Annotated in this window: 20 protein-coding genes; 3 read left to right on the top strand and 17 right to left on the bottom strand. The window is 71.3% G+C overall.

Annotation, left to right across the window (positions count from 1 at the left end; genetic code table 11):
• Positions 1 to 28 precede the first annotated feature (28 nt).
• The 6 genes from L3i22_RS20035 to L3i22_RS20010 form a co-directional block, all read right to left on the bottom strand.
• Positions 29 to 757: a hypothetical protein gene (locus L3i22_RS20035; RefSeq protein ID WP_221328481.1), complete on the bottom strand. Its 729-nt coding sequence runs from the start codon at positions 755 to 757 to the stop codon at positions 29 to 31.
• Complete coding sequence (locus L3i22_RS20030) at positions 754 to 1,275, bottom strand: SigE family RNA polymerase sigma factor (RefSeq protein ID WP_221328480.1); 522 nt, start codon at positions 1,273 to 1,275, stop codon at positions 754 to 756. The genes L3i22_RS20035 and L3i22_RS20030 overlap by 4 nt, the downstream gene beginning before the upstream one ends.
• Before the next feature lie 141 nt (positions 1,276 to 1,416).
• On the bottom strand, positions 1,417 to 3,105 hold the full coding sequence (locus L3i22_RS20025; RefSeq protein WP_221328479.1) for a cytochrome c biogenesis protein CcdA: 1,689 nt from the start codon (positions 3,103 to 3,105) through the stop codon (positions 1,417 to 1,419).
• 97 nt (positions 3,106 to 3,202) lie between these two features.
• Positions 3,203 to 3,505: an EthD family reductase gene (locus tag L3i22_RS20020; RefSeq protein ID WP_221328478.1), complete on the bottom strand. Its 303-nt coding sequence runs from the start codon at positions 3,503 to 3,505 to the stop codon at positions 3,203 to 3,205.
• A 52-nt stretch (positions 3,506 to 3,557) separates the two neighbouring features.
• Positions 3,558 to 4,985: an NAD(P)/FAD-dependent oxidoreductase gene (locus L3i22_RS20015; protein ID WP_255658417.1), complete on the bottom strand. Its 1,428-nt coding sequence runs from the start codon at positions 4,983 to 4,985 to the stop codon at positions 3,558 to 3,560.
• The gene (locus L3i22_RS20010; protein ID WP_221328477.1) at positions 4,982 to 5,545 is read right to left on the bottom strand and encodes a hypothetical protein; all 564 of its coding nucleotides are present in this window, start codon (positions 5,543 to 5,545) and stop codon (positions 4,982 to 4,984) included. The genes L3i22_RS20015 and L3i22_RS20010 overlap by 4 nt, the downstream gene beginning before the upstream one ends.
• A gap of 154 nt (positions 5,546 to 5,699) precedes the next feature.
• On the opposite strand from L3i22_RS20010, the gene L3i22_RS20005 reads away from it, so the two are divergent.
• Together L3i22_RS20005 and L3i22_RS20000 are read left to right on the top strand one after the other, a co-directional pair.
• Positions 5,700 to 6,311, top strand: a complete 612-nt coding sequence (locus L3i22_RS20005) for a TetR/AcrR family transcriptional regulator (RefSeq protein WP_221328476.1) — start codon at positions 5,700 to 5,702, stop codon at positions 6,309 to 6,311.
• 66 nt (positions 6,312 to 6,377) lie between these two features.
• Positions 6,378 to 8,216 (top strand): hypothetical protein, encoded by a 1,839-nt coding sequence (locus L3i22_RS20000; RefSeq protein ID WP_221328475.1) that lies wholly within the window; start codon positions 6,378 to 6,380, stop codon positions 8,214 to 8,216.
• Between the two features lie 7 nt (positions 8,217 to 8,223).
• On the opposite strand, the gene L3i22_RS19995 is transcribed toward L3i22_RS20000, so the two are convergent.
• The gene (locus L3i22_RS19995; protein WP_221328474.1) at positions 8,224 to 8,712 is read right to left on the bottom strand and encodes a methylated-DNA--[protein]-cysteine S-methyltransferase; all 489 of its coding nucleotides are present in this window, start codon (positions 8,710 to 8,712) and stop codon (positions 8,224 to 8,226) included.
• A gap of 134 nt (positions 8,713 to 8,846) precedes the next feature.
• Complete coding sequence (locus tag L3i22_RS19990) at positions 8,847 to 9,698, bottom strand: hypothetical protein (protein WP_221328473.1); 852 nt, start codon at positions 9,696 to 9,698, stop codon at positions 8,847 to 8,849.
• 144 nt (positions 9,699 to 9,842) lie between these two features.
• Between L3i22_RS19990 and L3i22_RS19985 the strand changes: the two genes are divergently transcribed.
• Positions 9,843 to 10,115 (top strand): hypothetical protein, encoded by a 273-nt coding sequence (locus L3i22_RS19985; RefSeq protein WP_221328472.1) that lies wholly within the window; start codon positions 9,843 to 9,845, stop codon positions 10,113 to 10,115.
• Between the two features lie 35 nt (positions 10,116 to 10,150).
• Here the strand turns inward: L3i22_RS19985 and L3i22_RS19980 are convergent, their stop codons facing one another.
• The 9 genes from L3i22_RS19980 to L3i22_RS19940 all read right to left on the bottom strand — a co-directional run bounded on the left by L3i22_RS19980 (position 10,151) and on the right by L3i22_RS19940 (position 16,915).
• A complete protein-coding gene (locus L3i22_RS19980; protein WP_221328471.1) occupies positions 10,151 to 10,684 on the bottom strand; it encodes a hypothetical protein in 534 nt (177 codons plus the stop codon).
• Between the two features lie 237 nt (positions 10,685 to 10,921).
• On the bottom strand, positions 10,922 to 11,779 hold the full coding sequence (locus L3i22_RS19975) for a DNA-processing protein DprA (protein ID WP_221328470.1): 858 nt from the start codon (positions 11,777 to 11,779) through the stop codon (positions 10,922 to 10,924).
• A 66-nt stretch (positions 11,780 to 11,845) separates the two neighbouring features.
• The gene (locus tag L3i22_RS19970; protein ID WP_221328469.1) at positions 11,846 to 12,313 is read right to left on the bottom strand and encodes a hypothetical protein; all 468 of its coding nucleotides are present in this window, start codon (positions 12,311 to 12,313) and stop codon (positions 11,846 to 11,848) included.
• Between the two features lie 2 nt (positions 12,314 to 12,315).
• Positions 12,316 to 12,837, bottom strand: a complete 522-nt coding sequence (locus L3i22_RS19965) for a hypothetical protein (RefSeq protein ID WP_221328468.1) — start codon at positions 12,835 to 12,837, stop codon at positions 12,316 to 12,318.
• A gap of 43 nt (positions 12,838 to 12,880) precedes the next feature.
• On the bottom strand, positions 12,881 to 13,828 hold the full coding sequence (locus tag L3i22_RS19960) for a DUF4192 domain-containing protein (RefSeq protein WP_221328467.1): 948 nt from the start codon (positions 13,826 to 13,828) through the stop codon (positions 12,881 to 12,883).
• A 113-nt stretch (positions 13,829 to 13,941) separates the two neighbouring features.
• A complete protein-coding gene (locus L3i22_RS19955) occupies positions 13,942 to 14,604 on the bottom strand; it encodes a hypothetical protein (protein WP_221328466.1) in 663 nt (220 codons plus the stop codon).
• Complete coding sequence (locus tag L3i22_RS19950) at positions 14,592 to 15,509, bottom strand: amidoligase family protein (protein WP_221328465.1); 918 nt, start codon at positions 15,507 to 15,509, stop codon at positions 14,592 to 14,594. Before L3i22_RS19950 ends, L3i22_RS19955 begins: the two co-directional genes overlap by 13 nt.
• A gap of 111 nt (positions 15,510 to 15,620) precedes the next feature.
• Positions 15,621 to 16,244, bottom strand: a complete 624-nt coding sequence (locus L3i22_RS19945; protein WP_221328464.1) for a GGDEF domain-containing protein — start codon at positions 16,242 to 16,244, stop codon at positions 15,621 to 15,623.
• Positions 16,241 to 16,915, bottom strand: a complete 675-nt coding sequence (locus tag L3i22_RS19940) for a hypothetical protein (RefSeq protein WP_221328463.1) — start codon at positions 16,913 to 16,915, stop codon at positions 16,241 to 16,243. Before L3i22_RS19940 ends, L3i22_RS19945 begins: the two co-directional genes overlap by 4 nt.
• Positions 16,916 to 17,207: the final 292 nt, after the last annotated feature.

Genomic DNA, 17,207 nt, shown 5'->3' with positions numbered 1-17,207 from the left:
GGGCCGCACCCGTACGGGAAATCAGGTTTCAGCCGCCGACCTGCAGCTGGGCGCCGTTCACGTCGTACGCGGTGATGTCGGTCAAGGTGGCCGCAGGCCGCCCTTCGGTGAAATCGAACCAGAAGATCTGCGCCTGGGCCGGCCCGTCGAAGGCGGTCCAGGCAGCCCGCGTCGCCTCGACCGTCCTGCCGGTGGTGACGTCGCGGGCGGTGATCCTGGTGGCGTCGCCGATGTAGTAGCCGAAGGTCGGCGTGGTGCGGCCGTCGAGCACCCGACCGGCCTGAACCGCGTGGAAGCCGGGTGTCATCCGCCCGGCGCCCGGGTCGCTGCTCGCGATCTCGAGGTGGAAGTCGTCGACGGTGCCGGTCCTGGTACGCCCGAGAACCAGCGTGAACGTCTCGTCGAGCCGGTCCGGATCGACCGTCTCGACGTAGAGGATCCACCGTCGCCCCTCGACCTGCCGGCCGGTCTCGACGATCGTGCCGAGCACCCCGGGCGCCGACGAGTTGCCGGCCGACGGCAGCGGCGCCGAGACGCCGGCCACCGGGATCGAGCCGACCGGGCCACCGGCGCCGGCCAGCTGGCTGCCGCCGATCAGCAGGGCCGCCACCGTCAGCGCGGACGCGCCGCCGACGGCGAGTCTGCGGCGGCGCCGTAGCCGGCCTCCGGCGGTCATCACCTGCTGCAGGTCCACGGGGGCGGGCTGGAAGTCGGGCGGCGAGTGCATGGCGTCCTTCAGATCTTCCAGCTGTGTCATAGCCCCACTCCTGCTTCGGTCTCGGTTCGTAGCGGCGGCACCAGGCCGGCCGTGATGCGCAGTTTCGCCAGGGCTCGCGAGTTCAGACTCTTGACCGTGCCCGCGGACAGGTCGAGCTCGCGGGCCACCTCCGCCTCACTGGCGTCGAAGAAGTGCCGCAGCACGACCACCGCCCGTTCGCGCGGTGACAACGCCTGCAGGACACCGATCAGCCAGCGCCGTTTCGACACCACGTCGGCGACGTCGTCCGGGACCGGCTGCTCCGGCATGGTCTCGGTCGCGTACTCCCGCATCGGGCGGCGCCACTGGTCGGTGACCAGATTGGTGAGCACCGTGCGGGCGTACGCGTAGGGATCCCGGCGTCTGACCCTGCCCCACGCGGCGTACACCCGGACCAAAGTGGCCTGAGCCGCCTCCTCGGCCTGGTGCTGGTCGCCGGTGAGCAGGTACGCCGCACGCTGCAGCCGCGCGGAACTCGCCTGGGCGAACGCGATGAAGTCGTCGTCACCGCGCGCCATCGGAGGCCTCTCCACGTTTCATGTGCACCAAGACGAGCGAACCTGGTGTTTGGTTGCACGGCTGATTCACCAATCAAAGACCGATGGGGTACGGCACGTCGATGGGTGATCGTGGCTCGCCCGCTGAACGGCGGGCCGCGCTCACCCGAAGGTGAACGAGTATGCGCTCAGGCCCGGCGACAACGACGCGGTCAGGGTGCCGACGCCCAGGCCCGGCCGGTGCAGGACGGTGTAGAGGTTTGGGACGCCGCCCACCGCGTACGTCCGCGTCCTGCCCTCGGCCGTGACCGTCAGCGTCCCGGTGCCGCTGAGATCCAGATAGATGTCGGCGGCCGCGTAGTTCAGGCTGATCACCGCGTTCTTCGCCGCGGTGATCGACTCGCCGGTGACCGTCCACGTGCCGGCCAGTCCGTACTCGTACTGCTCGTCGGCCAGCCCCTTCGGCAGCGTGTAGTCGGCCGTTCCCGGGCGCAGCGGAGTGTCGCCCCGGTAGTACTGAGCGCGCGCCGCACCCAGATAGGTCTCCCCCGATTGGAATGACGACGTCGGCGTCCGGTCGGGCACATCGGTCGCGGCCGGCAGTGTCACGTCCGGGTACGCGCTGGTCAGCAGCTCACGAATCAACTGCTCGGTCTCCGGATACTGCCCTTCACCGATCCCGACGTACCGCAGCCTTCCGGTGCTGTCGATGAGATAGTCGGCCGGCCACGACTGGTTGTGGAACGCGTCCCAGGTCCGGAAATCGTTGTCCAACGCGATCGGATACCGGATGTCGAGCCGTTTCGCGCCGGCGGCGACATTGCCGGCATCGTGCTCGAACGCATACTCCGGCGTGTGCACGCCGACAACTTCCAAACCATTTTTCGCGTACGCCTGAGCCCACGCATTGACGTGCGGAATGGCCCGCTGGCAGTTGATGCAGGAGTACGCCCAGAAGTCGACCAGCACCACCTTGCCGGTCAGGTCGGCCGGCGCTCCCCCGGGCGTGTTGAGCCAGCCGTTCAGACCGGTCAGCCGGGGAGCGGGCCCGCAGTCGGTCAGCTCCGGCGCTTCTTGGCCCGCGAGCTGCTGGCAGGCGGCCAGCGCGGCCGGCGTCCGCTCCCCGCCGGCCAGCGCTCTGGCCACGTCGCCGGCCTGGCTGATCCGGCTGTTGAGCGCGCTCGTGTAGTCCGGGATCGTGCGCTGCACCGCGTCGGTCACGTTGAACGTCAGCGCCACGGCGAGGGCGACCACGACACTGCCGGCGACGACGCGGATGCCGCGCTGGCGCGTACGGAAAGCCCGCAGCCGGTCGGTGATCCGCCAGCCGGCCAGCGCGAAGATCAGCAACGGGATGGCCGTGCCGAGCGCGAACGCCAGGGTCAACGCCAGGGTGGCCGGGCCGAACCGGCCGGTCGCCCCGGCCACGGTGATCGCGGCCAGCACCGGTCCGGCGCAGGGCACGTAGACGGCGCCCAGGGCCAGCCCGAGCAGAAACCCGCCGCGGTCGCGGCCCGGGGCCTGCGGGGCGAGGCGGGCGAACGGGCGCTCCAGCAGCGCCTCGAACCGCGGCACGATCATCCCGACGCCCAGCAGGGCCAGGATCGCGATGCCGGCCCAGCGGATGATGTCCTGCGGCACCGGCAGCGCCCGCAGCACCAGCGACCCGAGCACCGTGAAGACGCTGAAGCTCAGCGTCAGCCCGAGCACCACCAGCAGCGGCCGGCGGGCGTCGCGCGCACCGCCACCGGCTCCGGCGGACAGGAAGATCACCGGAAGGACCGGGAGCACGCAGGGCGAGATCCCGGTGATCAGCCCTCCGACGAATCCGATCAGGGCGAGAGTGATCATGACTGCATTGTGTCCAATGCTGACTGGTGCGGTCGCTTACGAATTGCTTACGAACAGGCTGCGGGGCCCGCGGAACTTTCCGCGGGCCCCGTGGTTGTCACGCCTCGATGTCGGAGAACAGGCCCTTGAACGGCACCTGGCTGCCCAGCAGCGGGCCGAACACCTCGCCGGCGACCGGGGTGGCGACCGCGGCCGAGGCGTCCTCGTAGCTGTCGAAGTACAGGTCGAGGGTCCGGTAGGCCGGGGTCGCGGTGCCGTCCTCCTTCGGCCACACCTTGGCCGACTCAAGCCGGCGCAGGTTCGGGAACTTCGCCGCGGCGGCCTTGATCTCGGCGTAGACCTTCTCGAACTGCTCCGCGTCGGCCGGGTTGTCGATGACCAGAGTGATCTTGGTAGGCATGATTTTCTCCTCTTGATAAAGACAGGATCAAAAGATTTGCGGGTACGGGCGGTCAGCGCCCGTAGCTCTCCAGCAGTCGCAGCCAGACCTCGCTGACCGTCGGGAACGACGGAACCGCGTGCCACAACCGGTCGATCGGCACCTCACCGACGATCGCGATCGTGGCGGCGTGCAGGAGTTCGGCGACGTCCGGACCGGCGAGGGTGAACCCGACGATCACGCTGCGGTCCTCGTCGACGACCATCCGGGCCTGGCCCTTGAAGCCCTCGGCGTGCAGGGACGATCCGGCGACGGCGCCGAGGTCGTAGTCGACGACCCGGGTCCGCAGACCGGCCGCCTGCGCCGCGGCCGCCGTCAGGCCCACCGACGCGATCTCCGGCTCGGTGAACACCACCTGCGGCACCGCCCGTTCGTCCGCCGTGACCGCGTGCCGGCCCCACGCGCCGGTGTCGGCCGGCTCGCCCTTGGCCCGGGCCACGATCGCGTCACCCAACTGACGCGCCTGGTATTTGCCCTGGTGGGTCAGCAGCACCCGGCGGTTGACGTCACCCGCGGCGTACAGCCAGTCCTCGGCACCGGCCACCCGCAGTGCCTCGTCGACCGCCAGCCAGCCACCCGGCTGCAGGCCGATGGTGTCCAGGCCGAGGTCCCGGGTGTTCGGCGTGCGGCCGATCGCGACCAGGACCTCGTCGGCCTCGATCTGCTCGCCGTCGGCGGTCTCGACGTGCACGGTGCCGGACTCGTCGCGCTTGACGGCGAGCGCTTCGGCGCCGATGCGGACCGACACCCCGGCCTCGCGCAGCGACTCGACGACCAGGTCCCCGGCGAACGGTTCGGCCTGCGGCAGCACCCCGTCGCGGGCGAGCAGGGTGACCGACGAGCCGAGAGCGGCGAACGCGGTCGCCATCTCCGTACCGACCACACCGGCGCCGATGACCACCAGCCGGCCCGGCACCTGCTTCGCCGACGCCGCTTCCCGGCTCGTCCACGGGTTCGACTCCCGCAGACCCGCGATGTCCGGCACCAGCGCGCTGCTGCCGGTGGCCACCACCACCGCGTGCCGGGCGCTCAGCGTGACAGCGGCGCCGTCCGCGCCGGTCACCTCGACGGTCCGGGCCGCGGTGATCCGGCCCTGACCCCGGTGCAGGACGATCCCGGCCGACTCCAGCCAGGAGACCTGACCGTCGTCCTTCCAGTAGGAGGAGAACGAGTCCCGGCGAGCCAGCACCGCCGCCACATCGAGGTCCCCGGTCACCGCCTCGCGCGCTCCGGGCAACTTTCGGACCGCCCGCAACGCCGCCGAGCTGCGCAGCAGCGCCTTCGTCGGCATGCACGCCCAGTACGAGCACTCACCGCCGACCAGCTCCCGCTCCACGATCGCGACGCTCAGCCCGCCCTGCACCGCCCGGTCGGCCACGTTCTCCCCGACCGGACCGGCGCCGATCACGATGACGTCGTACGCAAGGGTGGTCATGGTCATTTGCCCTTCGCGGCGCGGCCGAGACGGATGGCGGCGATGAGGAAGAAGATGGCGCCGGGGACGGCGTAGCCGGCCGCGTTGGTCAGTGCCGGGTTGTCGGCGGCGGCGCCGGCGATGAACGAGCCACCGGCCAGCACCGAGATGCCGCCGCTGATGATCATCGGCCACTGGCCGCCCATCGTGCGGCGCGGGATCGCCACGACCAGCTGGACCAGACCGGCCACGATCGCCCAGGCGCCCCAGACCCGCAGCATCGCCGGGATGCCGGACGCGGCGGCGGCGCCGAGGCCGATCGCGGTGAGCAGGCTGACCGCGATGTTGATGTAGAGCAGGGCCGGCGAGTTGGTGGTCCGCGACGAGCGCAGGTCGTAGATCGCGGCGCCGACGTCGAACAGCGGGTAGAGCACGAACAGCGTCACCGTGAGCGGGTTGATCTCCTTCGCGGTCGTGGTCGCCACGATGGCCCACACGATGGCGAACGCGAAGCGGATGAAGTACAGCCGGCGCAGCGCGGACGCCGTCTGGGAGATGCCGGGCGAAGCAGCGGTGGTGGTGGTCACGATGACCCCTTCGATGGAAGCGCTAGGGAGACCGAACGTTCTGTCACGACCCAGCATGGGAGCCGCCGGCCGACATGTCAAGACCGAACGTTCTATCTGATCTGGCGTGGCCGCACGCCTAGGAGAGCGAACGTTCTGTCGCTACGATGGCGCGATGACGCTCGACTCCCGTCCTTCCGAGGCCCGGACCCGGCTCCTCACCACCGCCTCCAAGATCTTCTACTCGGAGGGCATCCACGCTGTCGGCGTCGACCGGATCGTCGCCGAGGCCAAGGTGACCCGGGCCACCTTCTACCGGCACTTCCCCGGCAAGGAGGATCTGATCCTGGCCTACCTGCGTGAGGTCCATCAGATGGATCGCACCCAGGTCGACGCGGCCATCGCCGCCGGCGGCCGGTCGCCGGTCGACCTGCTGACGGCCATCGCCGCCGCCATCTCCGCCCGCATCCAGTCCCCCGGTTTCCGCGGCTGCGCCTTCCTCAACGCCGCGGCGGAGTACCCGGACAAGGACCACCCCGTGCACCGGGAGATCGTCGCGCACCGGCAGTGGTTCCTGGACACGCTCACCACGCTGATGGCACAGGTCCACGCGGCGACCGCGGAGCCCGCCGCCCGCCATTTCGTGATGCTGCGCGACGGCGCCATGGCGGCCGGCTGCCTCAACGACCCCGCACTGGTGGCCGACACCTTCCTGCGCGGCATCGAGGGACTCCTGCGGATCAACTCCGAGCGCAACGCGGCCGAGTCCGCACAGCCGGTCGGCTGACTCCGGCCCGTTCGCGATTACGCGGATGTGGGCTGATAGCCCGGTGTGCCGCCCCACTCGCCGTCCTTGCGGCCCACCCGCGGCCGCGGCGGAACCGGTCAAGGCGGTCCCGCCACCACAGTCACCCTGATCACCGGCGACAAGGTCACCACGACGGCCGACGGCGGCGGGTCCACGACAGCTGACCAGGTTGTTGGTCATTGTTGGCCGTCGTCGAACGGATGTACTATTCGCCGGGTGAAGGCGAAGCGTCGGAGGAAGGCGTTGCGGCCGATCGCGGCGTCGTTCGTTGTCGCCGCGCCTGCGGGCACCCGCATTCGGACGAGGCTGCGGCCCAGTACCGGCGAGGCTGCTGTCCTGGCACAGGTCGGAGCCTTTTTGGGTGGGCTGTATCGGGCTGATCTGGCCAGGCGTGTCCGGCTCGGCAATGTGTCCGGCAAGGACGCCCAGCGCGCGCGGCGTAAGCGGGAGTTGACCGCGGTCACGACCTCCCGGTGGGCCGGCTCGATCACCCGGACCGCCGAAGACCAATACCAACTCGGGATGCGGGCTCTCAAAGCCGACGTGTCGAGCCTGGGTCAGGCCCTGATTACCTTGGACGGGCGGATCGGCGCCCCGGTCGGCGGCCGGGCCGGCCGGACATCCGGCTACGCCAGCCGGCGCGAGCGGGCCGCCAAGCAACAGCGCCGCCAAGCCTTGGCCGCCCGCCACACCGCCGCCCGAGATCGGCTGACCGATGGTCGTCCGGCGATCGTTGCGGGCGGACGGCGGCTGGCCAAGACCCGCCACCGGCTCGGCAGCGCCGGGCTCACCGCGGCGCAGTGGCGGGCCCGGTGGGACGCGGCCCGCATGTTCCTGACCGCCGACGGCGAGACCGGCGCCCCGCACGGCAACTACACCATCACCGTCACGCCCGGCGGCGTCGTGTCAATCGCGCTCCCGTCCCAGCTCAAGCATCTGGCGAACGCCGGACGCGGCCGATACCGGCTCACCGAACCGGTCGCGTTCACCCACCGGGCCGGGCAGTGGGCCGACCGGGTCACCGCCGACCAGTCGGTGCGCTACGACATCCGCTTCGATGCGGTGCGGGGCCGCTGGTACCTGGACGCCTCCTGGACAGTTCCGGCCTACACGCCCGGCCTGGACGCGCTCGCCGGCGGCAGGCTGCTGGGTATCGACCTGAACGCCGATCATCTCGCCGCGCATGTCATCGACGCGCACGGCAACCCGGTCGGCGCCCCGATCACGATCGGGCTCGACCTGACCGGCCCGGCTTCACAGCGCGACGGACGGCTACGCGCCGCGATCAGCCACGCCCTGCACTTCGCGCACCTGCACGGCTGCCCGGCGATCGCGGTCGAGAACCTGGGCTTCGCCGACGCCCGTACTACCGGCCGGGAGACCCTCGGCCGCGGCGCGCGCGGCAAGCGGTTCCGGCGCACGGTCGCCGGGATCCCCACCGCACAGTTCCGCGACCGTCTCGCCGGCATGGCCTACACCGCCGGGATCGCAGTGATCGCCGTCGACCCCGCATACACCTCCAAATGGGGCGGGCAGCACTGGAAACCCGCCCTAGCAACGAAGACTTCCGCCGCGACCCGGCATCACGCCGCGGCGGTGGTGATCGCACGACGCGCCCACGGCTTCACGGCGCGGCGACGGTCAGGTGTCACCCGGACACGACCAGCGGATCGCGCCCGGGAAACTACCGGCCAGGCCGCACCCCACACCACGGGCGTCAGGGAACAGCCAGGCCCGGTCGAGACGGCACGCACCACACCCGTGGACAAGACACGCCCGGCCTCGACCAGAAACTCCGGCGTTCCCCGGCCTCGAAGACCGCTCGCGAGGCCCCCGACCCCCGGTCGGGACCAGCGTATTGACCAACTATGGCCAATACGCTGAGGAACGGTCACAGCAGGGCGGGCTGCAGAGCTCCCTCGTGGGTGAGCAGCTGCACCTTGCGCTCGACACCCCCGGCGTAGCCGCGCATCGTGCCGTCCGCGCCGATCACCCGGTGACACGGGCGCACCAGCAGCAGCGGGTTGGCGCCGATCGCCGCGCCCAGGGCCTGAACCCGCTCGCGGGGCAGTCCGAGTCGAGCCGCGAGAGCGCCGTACGTGGTCGTCGTGCCGTACGGGATGTCCTCCAGCGCCGCCCAGACGCGCTGCTGGAATTCGGTCCCGCCGACGGTGAACGCGATGTCGAAACGCTCGAGCTCACCGGCGAAGTACGCCTCCAGCTGCCGGACGACGTCCGTGAACGGCGCCGCGGCCCGGACGGCCGGCCCGGCCCTCCGGTCGCCCATGGACAGCGAGGTCAGGGTGAACCCGGTGTCGGTCTGCGCACCCACCAGGAGCAGCTCTCCGAGCGGGCTGGGGATCGTCGTGCCGACGGTCATGTCGTCTCCTCCACAGCATGTGTTCGGATTCAACGGTGCCGCCCGGCGGCCACGGATGCTGGCGGGAATCGGACATCGCCATGCACCCGGCCGGACCACGGGCCTTGCCGTTGCCCCTGGCGCAGGCGCGGAAATCAGGTCCCGGCCGGCGGCGGGACGGTGAGTTCGGCGAGCGCGGAACCGACCTGATGCAACCGCTCGGCGGCCTCCAGCGCGGCCGGCCCGGGATCTCCGACCATCTGCAGATATAGCTGAGAAACCTGCCTGATCGCGGTGACCACGATCCGGCGGCACTCGCCGAGCCGCTCGAAGATCTCCACGAGATCGTCCTGGCGGGCCCCGACAGCGGGCAGGGACAGGTCCCGGCCCAGTTGCGCCAAATCTTGAGCCTGGTGCCGAGCGCCTGCGACCACGGCCCGATGGTCGTCGAGAACCGGGTCCAGGGCCCGCCCGGCGAACCGGTCGACGAGCCGGTCGAACACGGCGCCGGCCTTCTGGATCTCCTCGTTCTCCCCGGTCCACCGTGCGCGCAGGACCCGGGTCCGCACGCTCGCCCCCGGCAGGTCCGGGACCACCGGCCCGGCGATCAGCGCCCAGCGGCGTCCCTGCGGCCGCGGGACGACGTGCCGGACCTGGGTGAGCCGGTAGCGGGCGGTCCGGGAACGCGACCACGGAAGGTGGTCCCACCCGGCGAACCGGTAATCCTCCAGGTGCCAGTCGTTCGCCAGGGCCCGGGCAGCCCGCTCCGCCCGGTCGGCGTCGCGCACGCCACGCAGCACGGTGAGTACGCCGTCCGGTCCGGCACTGCCGCCGTCACCGGTGCGCACCGCGACCCGGATGACCGCGGTGGCGACGTCGAGCACGGTGAAGTCCTCCGGGAGCAGCTCCCGCGCGCCGGTGGTGTCCAGGGAGCCGTCCAGCAGCCAGGCGTACAGACCGCCCGCCGGGCCCCGGCCCGCGCCGGGTAATGGGCCGGGACTCGTCATCGATCGCCTCCCCTGGACTCGCGAACCCGATGGCACCGGAGCACCGCCGACACGATAGCCGCGGTCCCCGCTGTCGGGAGCGCCAGGCAGGTTCGGCACTGTTCCAGTCCCCCTGACGAACCCAGGTCCGCACGCTCACGAGCCATGGCGACGGCACGCAGCGGCGTGCTCCTCGGCGCCGATCGCCTCGAGCGCTTCACGGATGACCGTCGTGAGTGGGGTGCTCGGACCACCGATAAGTCGACGCAAGTCGCCGGTGACGGTGGCGAGTTCGCCTCGCAGGACGGCTGCCGCGGCCGCGGCGTATTCATCGCGGGCGGCCATCGACGCGCATGCACGTTCGGCATCGATGAGATTCGCCGCGCCGAGCCGGACCACGTCAAGGACATCGTCTTCAGGACGTGGCGGAGAAGCTGACCGAGATCCCCCGAGTGACGACCAGGGCGATCCGGCTACCGGATCGCCGGCCGGGCCTCGACGCGATGCGGGTCGCCCGGCCCACCGCTGGGCGCGCCCGGCCGGGCACCTCGCCAGAAGTGGACCGTGGCCGGGGTCAGCAGCACCGCGCCGAGGAAGAAGTAGACGTTGATGGCATAGGAGGCCCACAGCCGCGCGCCGGTCGGCGCCGCGACCGACTTGTCGAGCAGACCCGCCAGGCCCGCCGGGGCCAGGCCGGTGACCTGGGCGAGGAACTCCACGAAGCCGGGCACGCCGCGCAGCAACAGCAGGAAACTGCCGAAGGCCAGCGGAGCGAACAGGAGCAGGAACGGGAAGCGGCGTCCCCACGGGCGCACCGTGGCCAGGACCACCACCGCCCCGATCGCCGCGATGGCGATCAGCGCGGAGTCGTAGGCGACGAAGACGGCCCGGTTCACCTCGTCGGTCGCCGGGAACGGTTCCCAGCCGAACAGCAGCGGGGCGTGCCAGCCGACGAACGCCACCAGCCAGGCCACCGAGGCGTACGCGGGCCAGGTTTTCCAGGTCATGACGGACCTCCGAAGAATCGTCGATTGACCCCGACCATTCCGGTCCTGACGGCGTGGCACCTCCCTCCCGGGCGGGAGCCGACTCCCTCGCGGGAGGGAGACGGCACAGGCCCATGACCGTGGCCGATGCGGATGGCGACGATGGTGAGGGCTCGCGCGCTCATCGCCGTACCCAAATTGTGTTTTCCTCCATGCAAAAAGAGCGGGCGGCCATCAGAGATGGCCGCCCGCGGGTTTTCAATCCGCTTGTAGGTCGGTGAGGATGTCGGCGGCGCTGCCGATCGGGCGGGTGCGCAGGTCGTCGCGCAGTAGGGCGAGGCAGCCGCGCGAGTGGTCGGACGTGATCGGGCCGGGGACGATGAATGTGGGCCGGCCCAGGTGCAGGGCGTTTCGGGCCGTTTCGAGCACGCTGCTGAACCTGACGGCCTCGACCAGGACCGTGGCTCCGGTCAGGGCGGCCAGCAGCCTGCGGTTGTAGGTGGATCGGCTGCGGGTGCAGGTAGCTCCCGCCGGATACGCGCTGAGCAGCAGCCCCTCGGCGGCGACGGTCGTGAGCAGGTCACTCTGGCCGGCCGGATAAAGGCGGTCGAGGCCGGCGGGGATGACCGCGATCGGCGGCCGGCTGGTGGTGAGCGCGCCCCGCAGGGCGGCGGAGGCGATCCCGAAGCCGCCGTCGGCGACGACCTCGCGGCCGCGATCGGCCAGGTCGTGTCCCAGCTCAGCGGCGACCTGGCTGCCGTACGCGGTGCAGGCGCGCGATCCGCTGACGGTGATCGAGCCGCCGGGCTGTGGTATCCGGCCCGGTCCCCGGGCCCACAGGCACAGCGGCTGGTCAGGTCCGAGGTCGTCGGGCCAGTCGGCGCTGACCGGGGTGACGGCCCGGCCGGGGTCGGCGGCGATCCGGCGCGCCTGATCCCAGAGCCGGCCGGTGGGCAGCAGACGCAGTTCGCGGCGCAGCAGCGCCGGGTCGAGCGGGTGCTCGGCCAGGATGCTGACGGCCTGGTCGGCGTCGTGCTCGGCGACCAGTTGGGTGATCGCGGCAGTGCCCGGCTCGAAGAGCCAGCCGAGCACGATGTAGTCCTCGTGAACAGACATCGGGCGAAGAGTCCTTTCGGAATGGACGGGCTGGGCCGGCGTCCGGCGTCGACCCAGCCCGGTCGGCTATCGAGGCGGAATCGGGCGGATGGTCAGTGGTTCGTGGTCGAGCCAGGAGGCGGCGAGCACCTGCGGCCGGGCCGGGTGCACCACCACCCGGTAGTCGGCGAGCCAGACCGCGAACCAGTCGTCGGCGGGTCGTTGCCGCAGGTCGTCGCTGGGGCGGTCGCGGTAGCGGGCCATCCTGCCGGCGAGCATCGGGCAGGCCCGGGTGCTGTAGGCCGCGCACGGCGGGCACAGCGCGGGCTCGCTGGTGCAGGCGAGCCGTAGGTCGGCCGGGCGGGCGAACAGGATCAGCCGGTTGCCGAGCGGGCTTCCGCAGATCTGGCAGCGGTGCTCGACCAGCAGGGCGCGCTGGTGCTCGTCGGCGAGCAGTCCGAACCGGAAGCGGCCCTCGGGAGTGCGTGGCGTGGCGATCGGGACGACCAGGCCGTTGCTGGTCGGCCGGTGCCGCAGGTGAACCGGGATGTCCATGGTCACCGCCGCCAGGTGTGCGAGGGCAGCGCGGTGAGCGGGTCCGTTGCCGGGATCGGGCCGAACAGGTCGGTGATCAGGGCTCGTGGGCTGGGGCCGCGGCGGCGGGTGCCGGGAAGTTTCCGGCCGTACTTCCACTGCCGGTTCCAGGTGCCGTCGCTGCTCAGGGTCAGTGCGTGCGGGGCCAGCAGGTGGCAGCGCAGCAGGGTGGCGGTGACGGCCACGTCGTACGGAAGGCGTTTGGTCTTGCAGAAGTTGACCGCCCACACCGGTCGCTCGTCGTCGAGGCCGGGCCGGGCCAGGGCGAACGTGTCGGCGGCGAGTCCGGGCCCGGCGGCGCCGTTGAAGCTGATGTCGCAGCCCGGGTCGAGGATCGGCAGGCCCCAGCCGTACGGTCCGGCGATGCCGATGCCGGCGCGGCGGACCGCGTCGAGGATGCGGGCGGTGTCGGTGACGATCTGCGGCCAGAGGGTCCGGTAGCCCGGGTCGTTGACCAGCAGGCTCCAGTAGTGCGTGTATCCCATCAGGATTTCCTTCGAGAGAAAGAGGGCCGGGAGACTGCGGCGTTCAGCCGTGCAGGGTCCGGTGCAGCGCCTGCGGGCTGAGCCCGTTCTGGATGGCCCGGTGCAGCAGCTCGGCGAGCTCGTCGTCCGGGTCGGCCTGGCAGGCGCGCTCGGCCGCGAGCGTGGCGGTGACCCCGTCGCCGGTCAGCAGCGCGGCCACCGCGAGCAGCATCGCCGGGGTGCAGGCGAGCCGACCGGCCCCGGCCCGGCGGGTCAGGTCGGTCCACACCCGCACCTGCTGGTCGGTGCCGTGCACCAGGCCCAGCACGCTCTCGATCACGTCCGGGACGCTCAGCAGGAGCAACAGGTGCGCGGCCTGGTCGTGCGGCAACCGGGTGTCGTGGTCGGCGAGCACGACGGCGTGCGCGGTCAGCCTTTTGATCATCTTGGCGGCGGTCCGGGCCGGCATCGGCCGCTTGAACGCCTTGCGGGCGGCGGCCAGTGCGGTGCGCATCGCGTGCCGTTCGGCGCCGGTGACCGGCGCCAGGCGGGCGGCGAGGGCTTCACGGTCCGGGGCGACCTGCAGGCCGGCGAACGTGGCCGTGGCGGCGGCGACCGAGCTCAGCGGGTCGAACGGCTCGCCGTGACGCTCGCAGTCCGGCTCGCCGCAGCCGATGTGCCAGACCTGGCCTTCGCCGACGCGCATCGCGTCCAGGACGGTCACGCCCGCCTCGGTGAAGACTTCGATGCTCTGTTCGAGGGCGTCCACCATGGTGGCGCGCGGGCCGTAGCCGACCAGCAGCACGCTGGTCAGGTTGTTGAGCTGCAGCACCTGTGCCAGGTGGTGGGCGAGCGGCCGGTAGTCGGGGCCCTCGGGCAGCGGCTGGCATCCGGTGCAGGCGACCAGGTGGTTCTCGACGGCGACGAAGGCGAGGCTGTCGGCCGGCTGGTAGCCCAGCAGGTACGGGATGATCGCGGCCGCGTCCTGCGGTTTGGTGATGCGAAGTTCCATGTCGGGTTCTCCCTGAGGAAAGCGGGGGAACGCGGCAGCCGCCCAGCTGATCCGCCGGGAGGGTGCGCGAGTTCCCCCGGCGAGGGGTGGAGCAGAAGCGATTCAGAAGCGATTCAGAAGCGGCTCATCGGATGGCGGCAGAGGCAGTAGCCATCGAGTTGACCGCAATCACCACACGTGCCGGCCAGGTCGTAGCCGCACCACCCGGGCTCGGGATCGGGCCAGGGCAGGTAGCCGCTGTTGGAGTACCAGACCCCGTCGGCCCACTCCCCCGCCCGCTCGTTGAGCAGGTAGGAGGTGTGGCGGAACCGGCGGTCCACGGTCAGGATGACGATCTTGTTGTCGGCGCCCATCCACCGTTCGAGCCGCAGCCGGACCAGCCGCGAGCGCAGCGAGCCCATCCGCGGGATCAGGTCCTCGGCGGCGACCCGGGTGTCGGAGCGCGCTTCGTGCCGCGGCAACCGCACCGGCAGGATCCCGTTGTGGGCCAGCACCGTGCGCTGGTCGCCGCCCACCGCGTACGGATGGCAGTTGGCCAGATCGCTGGTTCCGCCGGTGGCCAGCCGGGAGTGGAACAGCGCGTCGCCGTCGGGGAACGCGTGCCGGGCCGCGGCGAACTCGTCGATCAGCTGGTCGGCGTTCATGCTGTGCCGTACCAGCAGCCGGCCGGCCACGACGATCGCGAAGCCGTGCCCGTCGTCGTTGATCAGGCTGCCGTTGCGCAGCGCCGGCAGGTTCGGCTGGACGCCGGCGGGCAGGAAGCTCAGCAGGCACATGCCAGCGCCTGCAGCTGTCGTACCAGCGGGGCGTACTGCGGCCGGTCGTGCAGCCAGCCGGTGAACGCGCGCCATTCCCAGCCGCCGGCGGCGATCTGCGCGACGGTCAGCTCACGGGTGTACTCGACCGTGGCGACCGAGAACGCGAACGCGGCCCGCACGGTGTCCGGGTCCAGGGATCCGGCGAAGACCCTTATCTCGTACGTCATCGGGTTGTTGGTGTTGATCGCCCGGTAGCGATCGCCGTAGCAGTCGCCTTTGACGTACGCCTTGACCGCGCGGCGATCCTCGTCGCGAAACGCCGCCCACTGAAACGATCGGCGCCGTGCGACCTGCAGCACCTGCGGCTCGTTGCGGTAGATGAACTTCATCCAGCGGTACGAATGCCCGGTCGAGGAGAACCCGGCCCTGGACAGGTGCACGTGGATGCCGGTGGAAGCCCCGGCGAAGCAGCCGTGCTCGCGCAGCCGGGCGAACATGTCCCACGGGAAGTGCTCGATCGCCCACGCGTACGACATCGGGTGGGTGACGATCTCGAACCCGTCGTTGAGCGAGCCGTCGCGTTTCAGATAGCCGAGCTCGCCGAGGCTGTCCAGGGCGATCTCGGCGCACCGGTACGGGTCGCCGTCGCCGACCTCGACCTCGATCTCCGGGCCCAGATACAGCGGCCCGTTGCCGTGGAAGATCGGCATCGGCTGATAGAAGTAGTCGTGGACCAGGTCGTCGAAGTCGGATTCGGCGCGCTCGTCGCAGCCGTTGGGGCAGCGGTCCTCGTGGTGTCGCCAGTCCTGGCAGTGCTCGCAGGTGACGAAGAAGGTGTTGCGGCAGTCGTCGCAGATCAGCGATCGGCTGCTGATCCGGGTGGTCTGTGCCGTGGGTCGATCGCAGTGGTCACAGGCCTGCATGGTGGTCCTCCAGGGATGGGGGTCCTCTCCTGCGCGCAGGACGCACCGGGGTCTCCACTCCCGGTGTCCGCGTCGGCGCGGTAGCTCAGGAGGAGACCTCGAACGGGTGGATCAGGAGCTGATGCCGCCGCCTCGAGCCTTCGCGGCGTACATCAGCTGGTCTGCCAGGGCGAAAGCCCGCAGATGGTGGCCGCCGGGCACCCGGGCGATCCCGGCGCTGAACCGGACGTCGAGCACCGTGCCGAACAGCGCCATCGGCGTGCTCAGCGCGACGGCCAGCGCCTCGCGCACGGTGTCGACCGGACGCCGGCTGATCAGCACGAACTCGTCGCCGCCGAGCCGGGCCACCACATCGCCGGGCACGGCCGCCCGCATCAGCCGCTCGGCCAGGGCGGCCAGCAGCGCGTCACCGCCGGCGTGCCCGAAGCGCGCGTTGACCCCGTGCAGGTCGTCGCCGTCGATCAGCGCGAGCGTCACCTCGCCGGTCGCCCGGTCGAGGTGCTCCTCGGCGACGCGCCGCACGCACACCCCGGTGACCGGGTCGCGGCGGGCGTCGGCCAGCCGGCCGCGGGCCTGCGCCAGCAGCGCACCCACCAAGGCGGCGTGCGCCGGCAGCAAGGCGGCCAACACCGGCCCACCCGCGCCCAACACCCGGTCGGCGAACCCGACACCGGCGGCCAACACCAGATCCGCGGCCACGACCGCGACCACCGCGCGCCGGGCGGACCGGGTCACGACCGGATTCCCGGTTCGGTCGCCGCGGCCACCAGCACGTCCCGGCGCCCCAGCGTGCTCAGGCACCGGTTGGCCTGCTCCAGATACGACAACCGGACGTCGAGCCGGTCGCTGTGCTGGGCCAGCAGGGTGCTGCCGTCCGGGCAGAGCAGCAGCTGCCCCGGCACCGCCGACAGCCAGCCGAGGTGGGTGTAGGCGTCGCGGCCCAGCTGCAGACCCTCCAGGTGACCGGTCGGCAGATCGACCGGACGGTGCGGCAACGCGTTGAACACCCGCATCGCGTTGATCCGCGGCTGAGCCAGATAGTCGGCCTGCGCCCTGGCCAGCTCGTAGCGGCGGGGCGCGGCCCGGTGCCGGTCCACGAACATCCAGAACGGGCGGGCACTGGGCGTACCGGTGACGACCTGATGCCACACCTGCCAGCGGTACCAGTGCAGCCGGTGCGCGGCGGTGCGCATCGTGTTCAGGTCGAGGCGGGCGATCGGGCCACCGGCGGCGGTGCCCTGATACGGCAGCAGCAGTGTGCCGCGACGCCAGCGGGTGCCGGCCGGGAAGTGCCGGATCAGGCTGGTCGGGGTGAGCTGGACGGCGGCCAGGCGAGCGGCGGCCGCGGCGGCGAACTCGCGCGGAGCGACGTCTGCCGGCAGGCAGACAAGGGTGGTCCAGGGCATGGCGATCCTCCAGGATCAGGAACAGGGGAATTCGGTGCGCACGGCAGGCGCCATCCGGCAAGGCCGGGGGTGGTTGCGGTTCGCCCTTGCCGACGTACGGCGTGAGCCGACCGACCTGGTTCGACAGGTGGTGGGCAGGACTGCCGTGGTCGTGGGCGGCGAAGCCCGCGAGGGTGGTGCGTTACGCGATCACAGAAGTGATGGGCCCGACCGTAGCCCGCTCACCCAACACCTGGTGTTCGTCCTGTTCAGGTCCCCGAATGTCGGCCAACACGAGCTGCCGGATCCGGAT

The organism is Actinoplanes sp. L3-i22 (assembly GCF_019704555.1).
GTDB lineage: Bacteria > Actinomycetota > Actinomycetes > Mycobacteriales > Micromonosporaceae > Actinoplanes.
The sequence above is the reverse complement of the archived record's forward strand: the minus strand, read 5'-3'. Positions and strand labels throughout refer to the sequence as shown.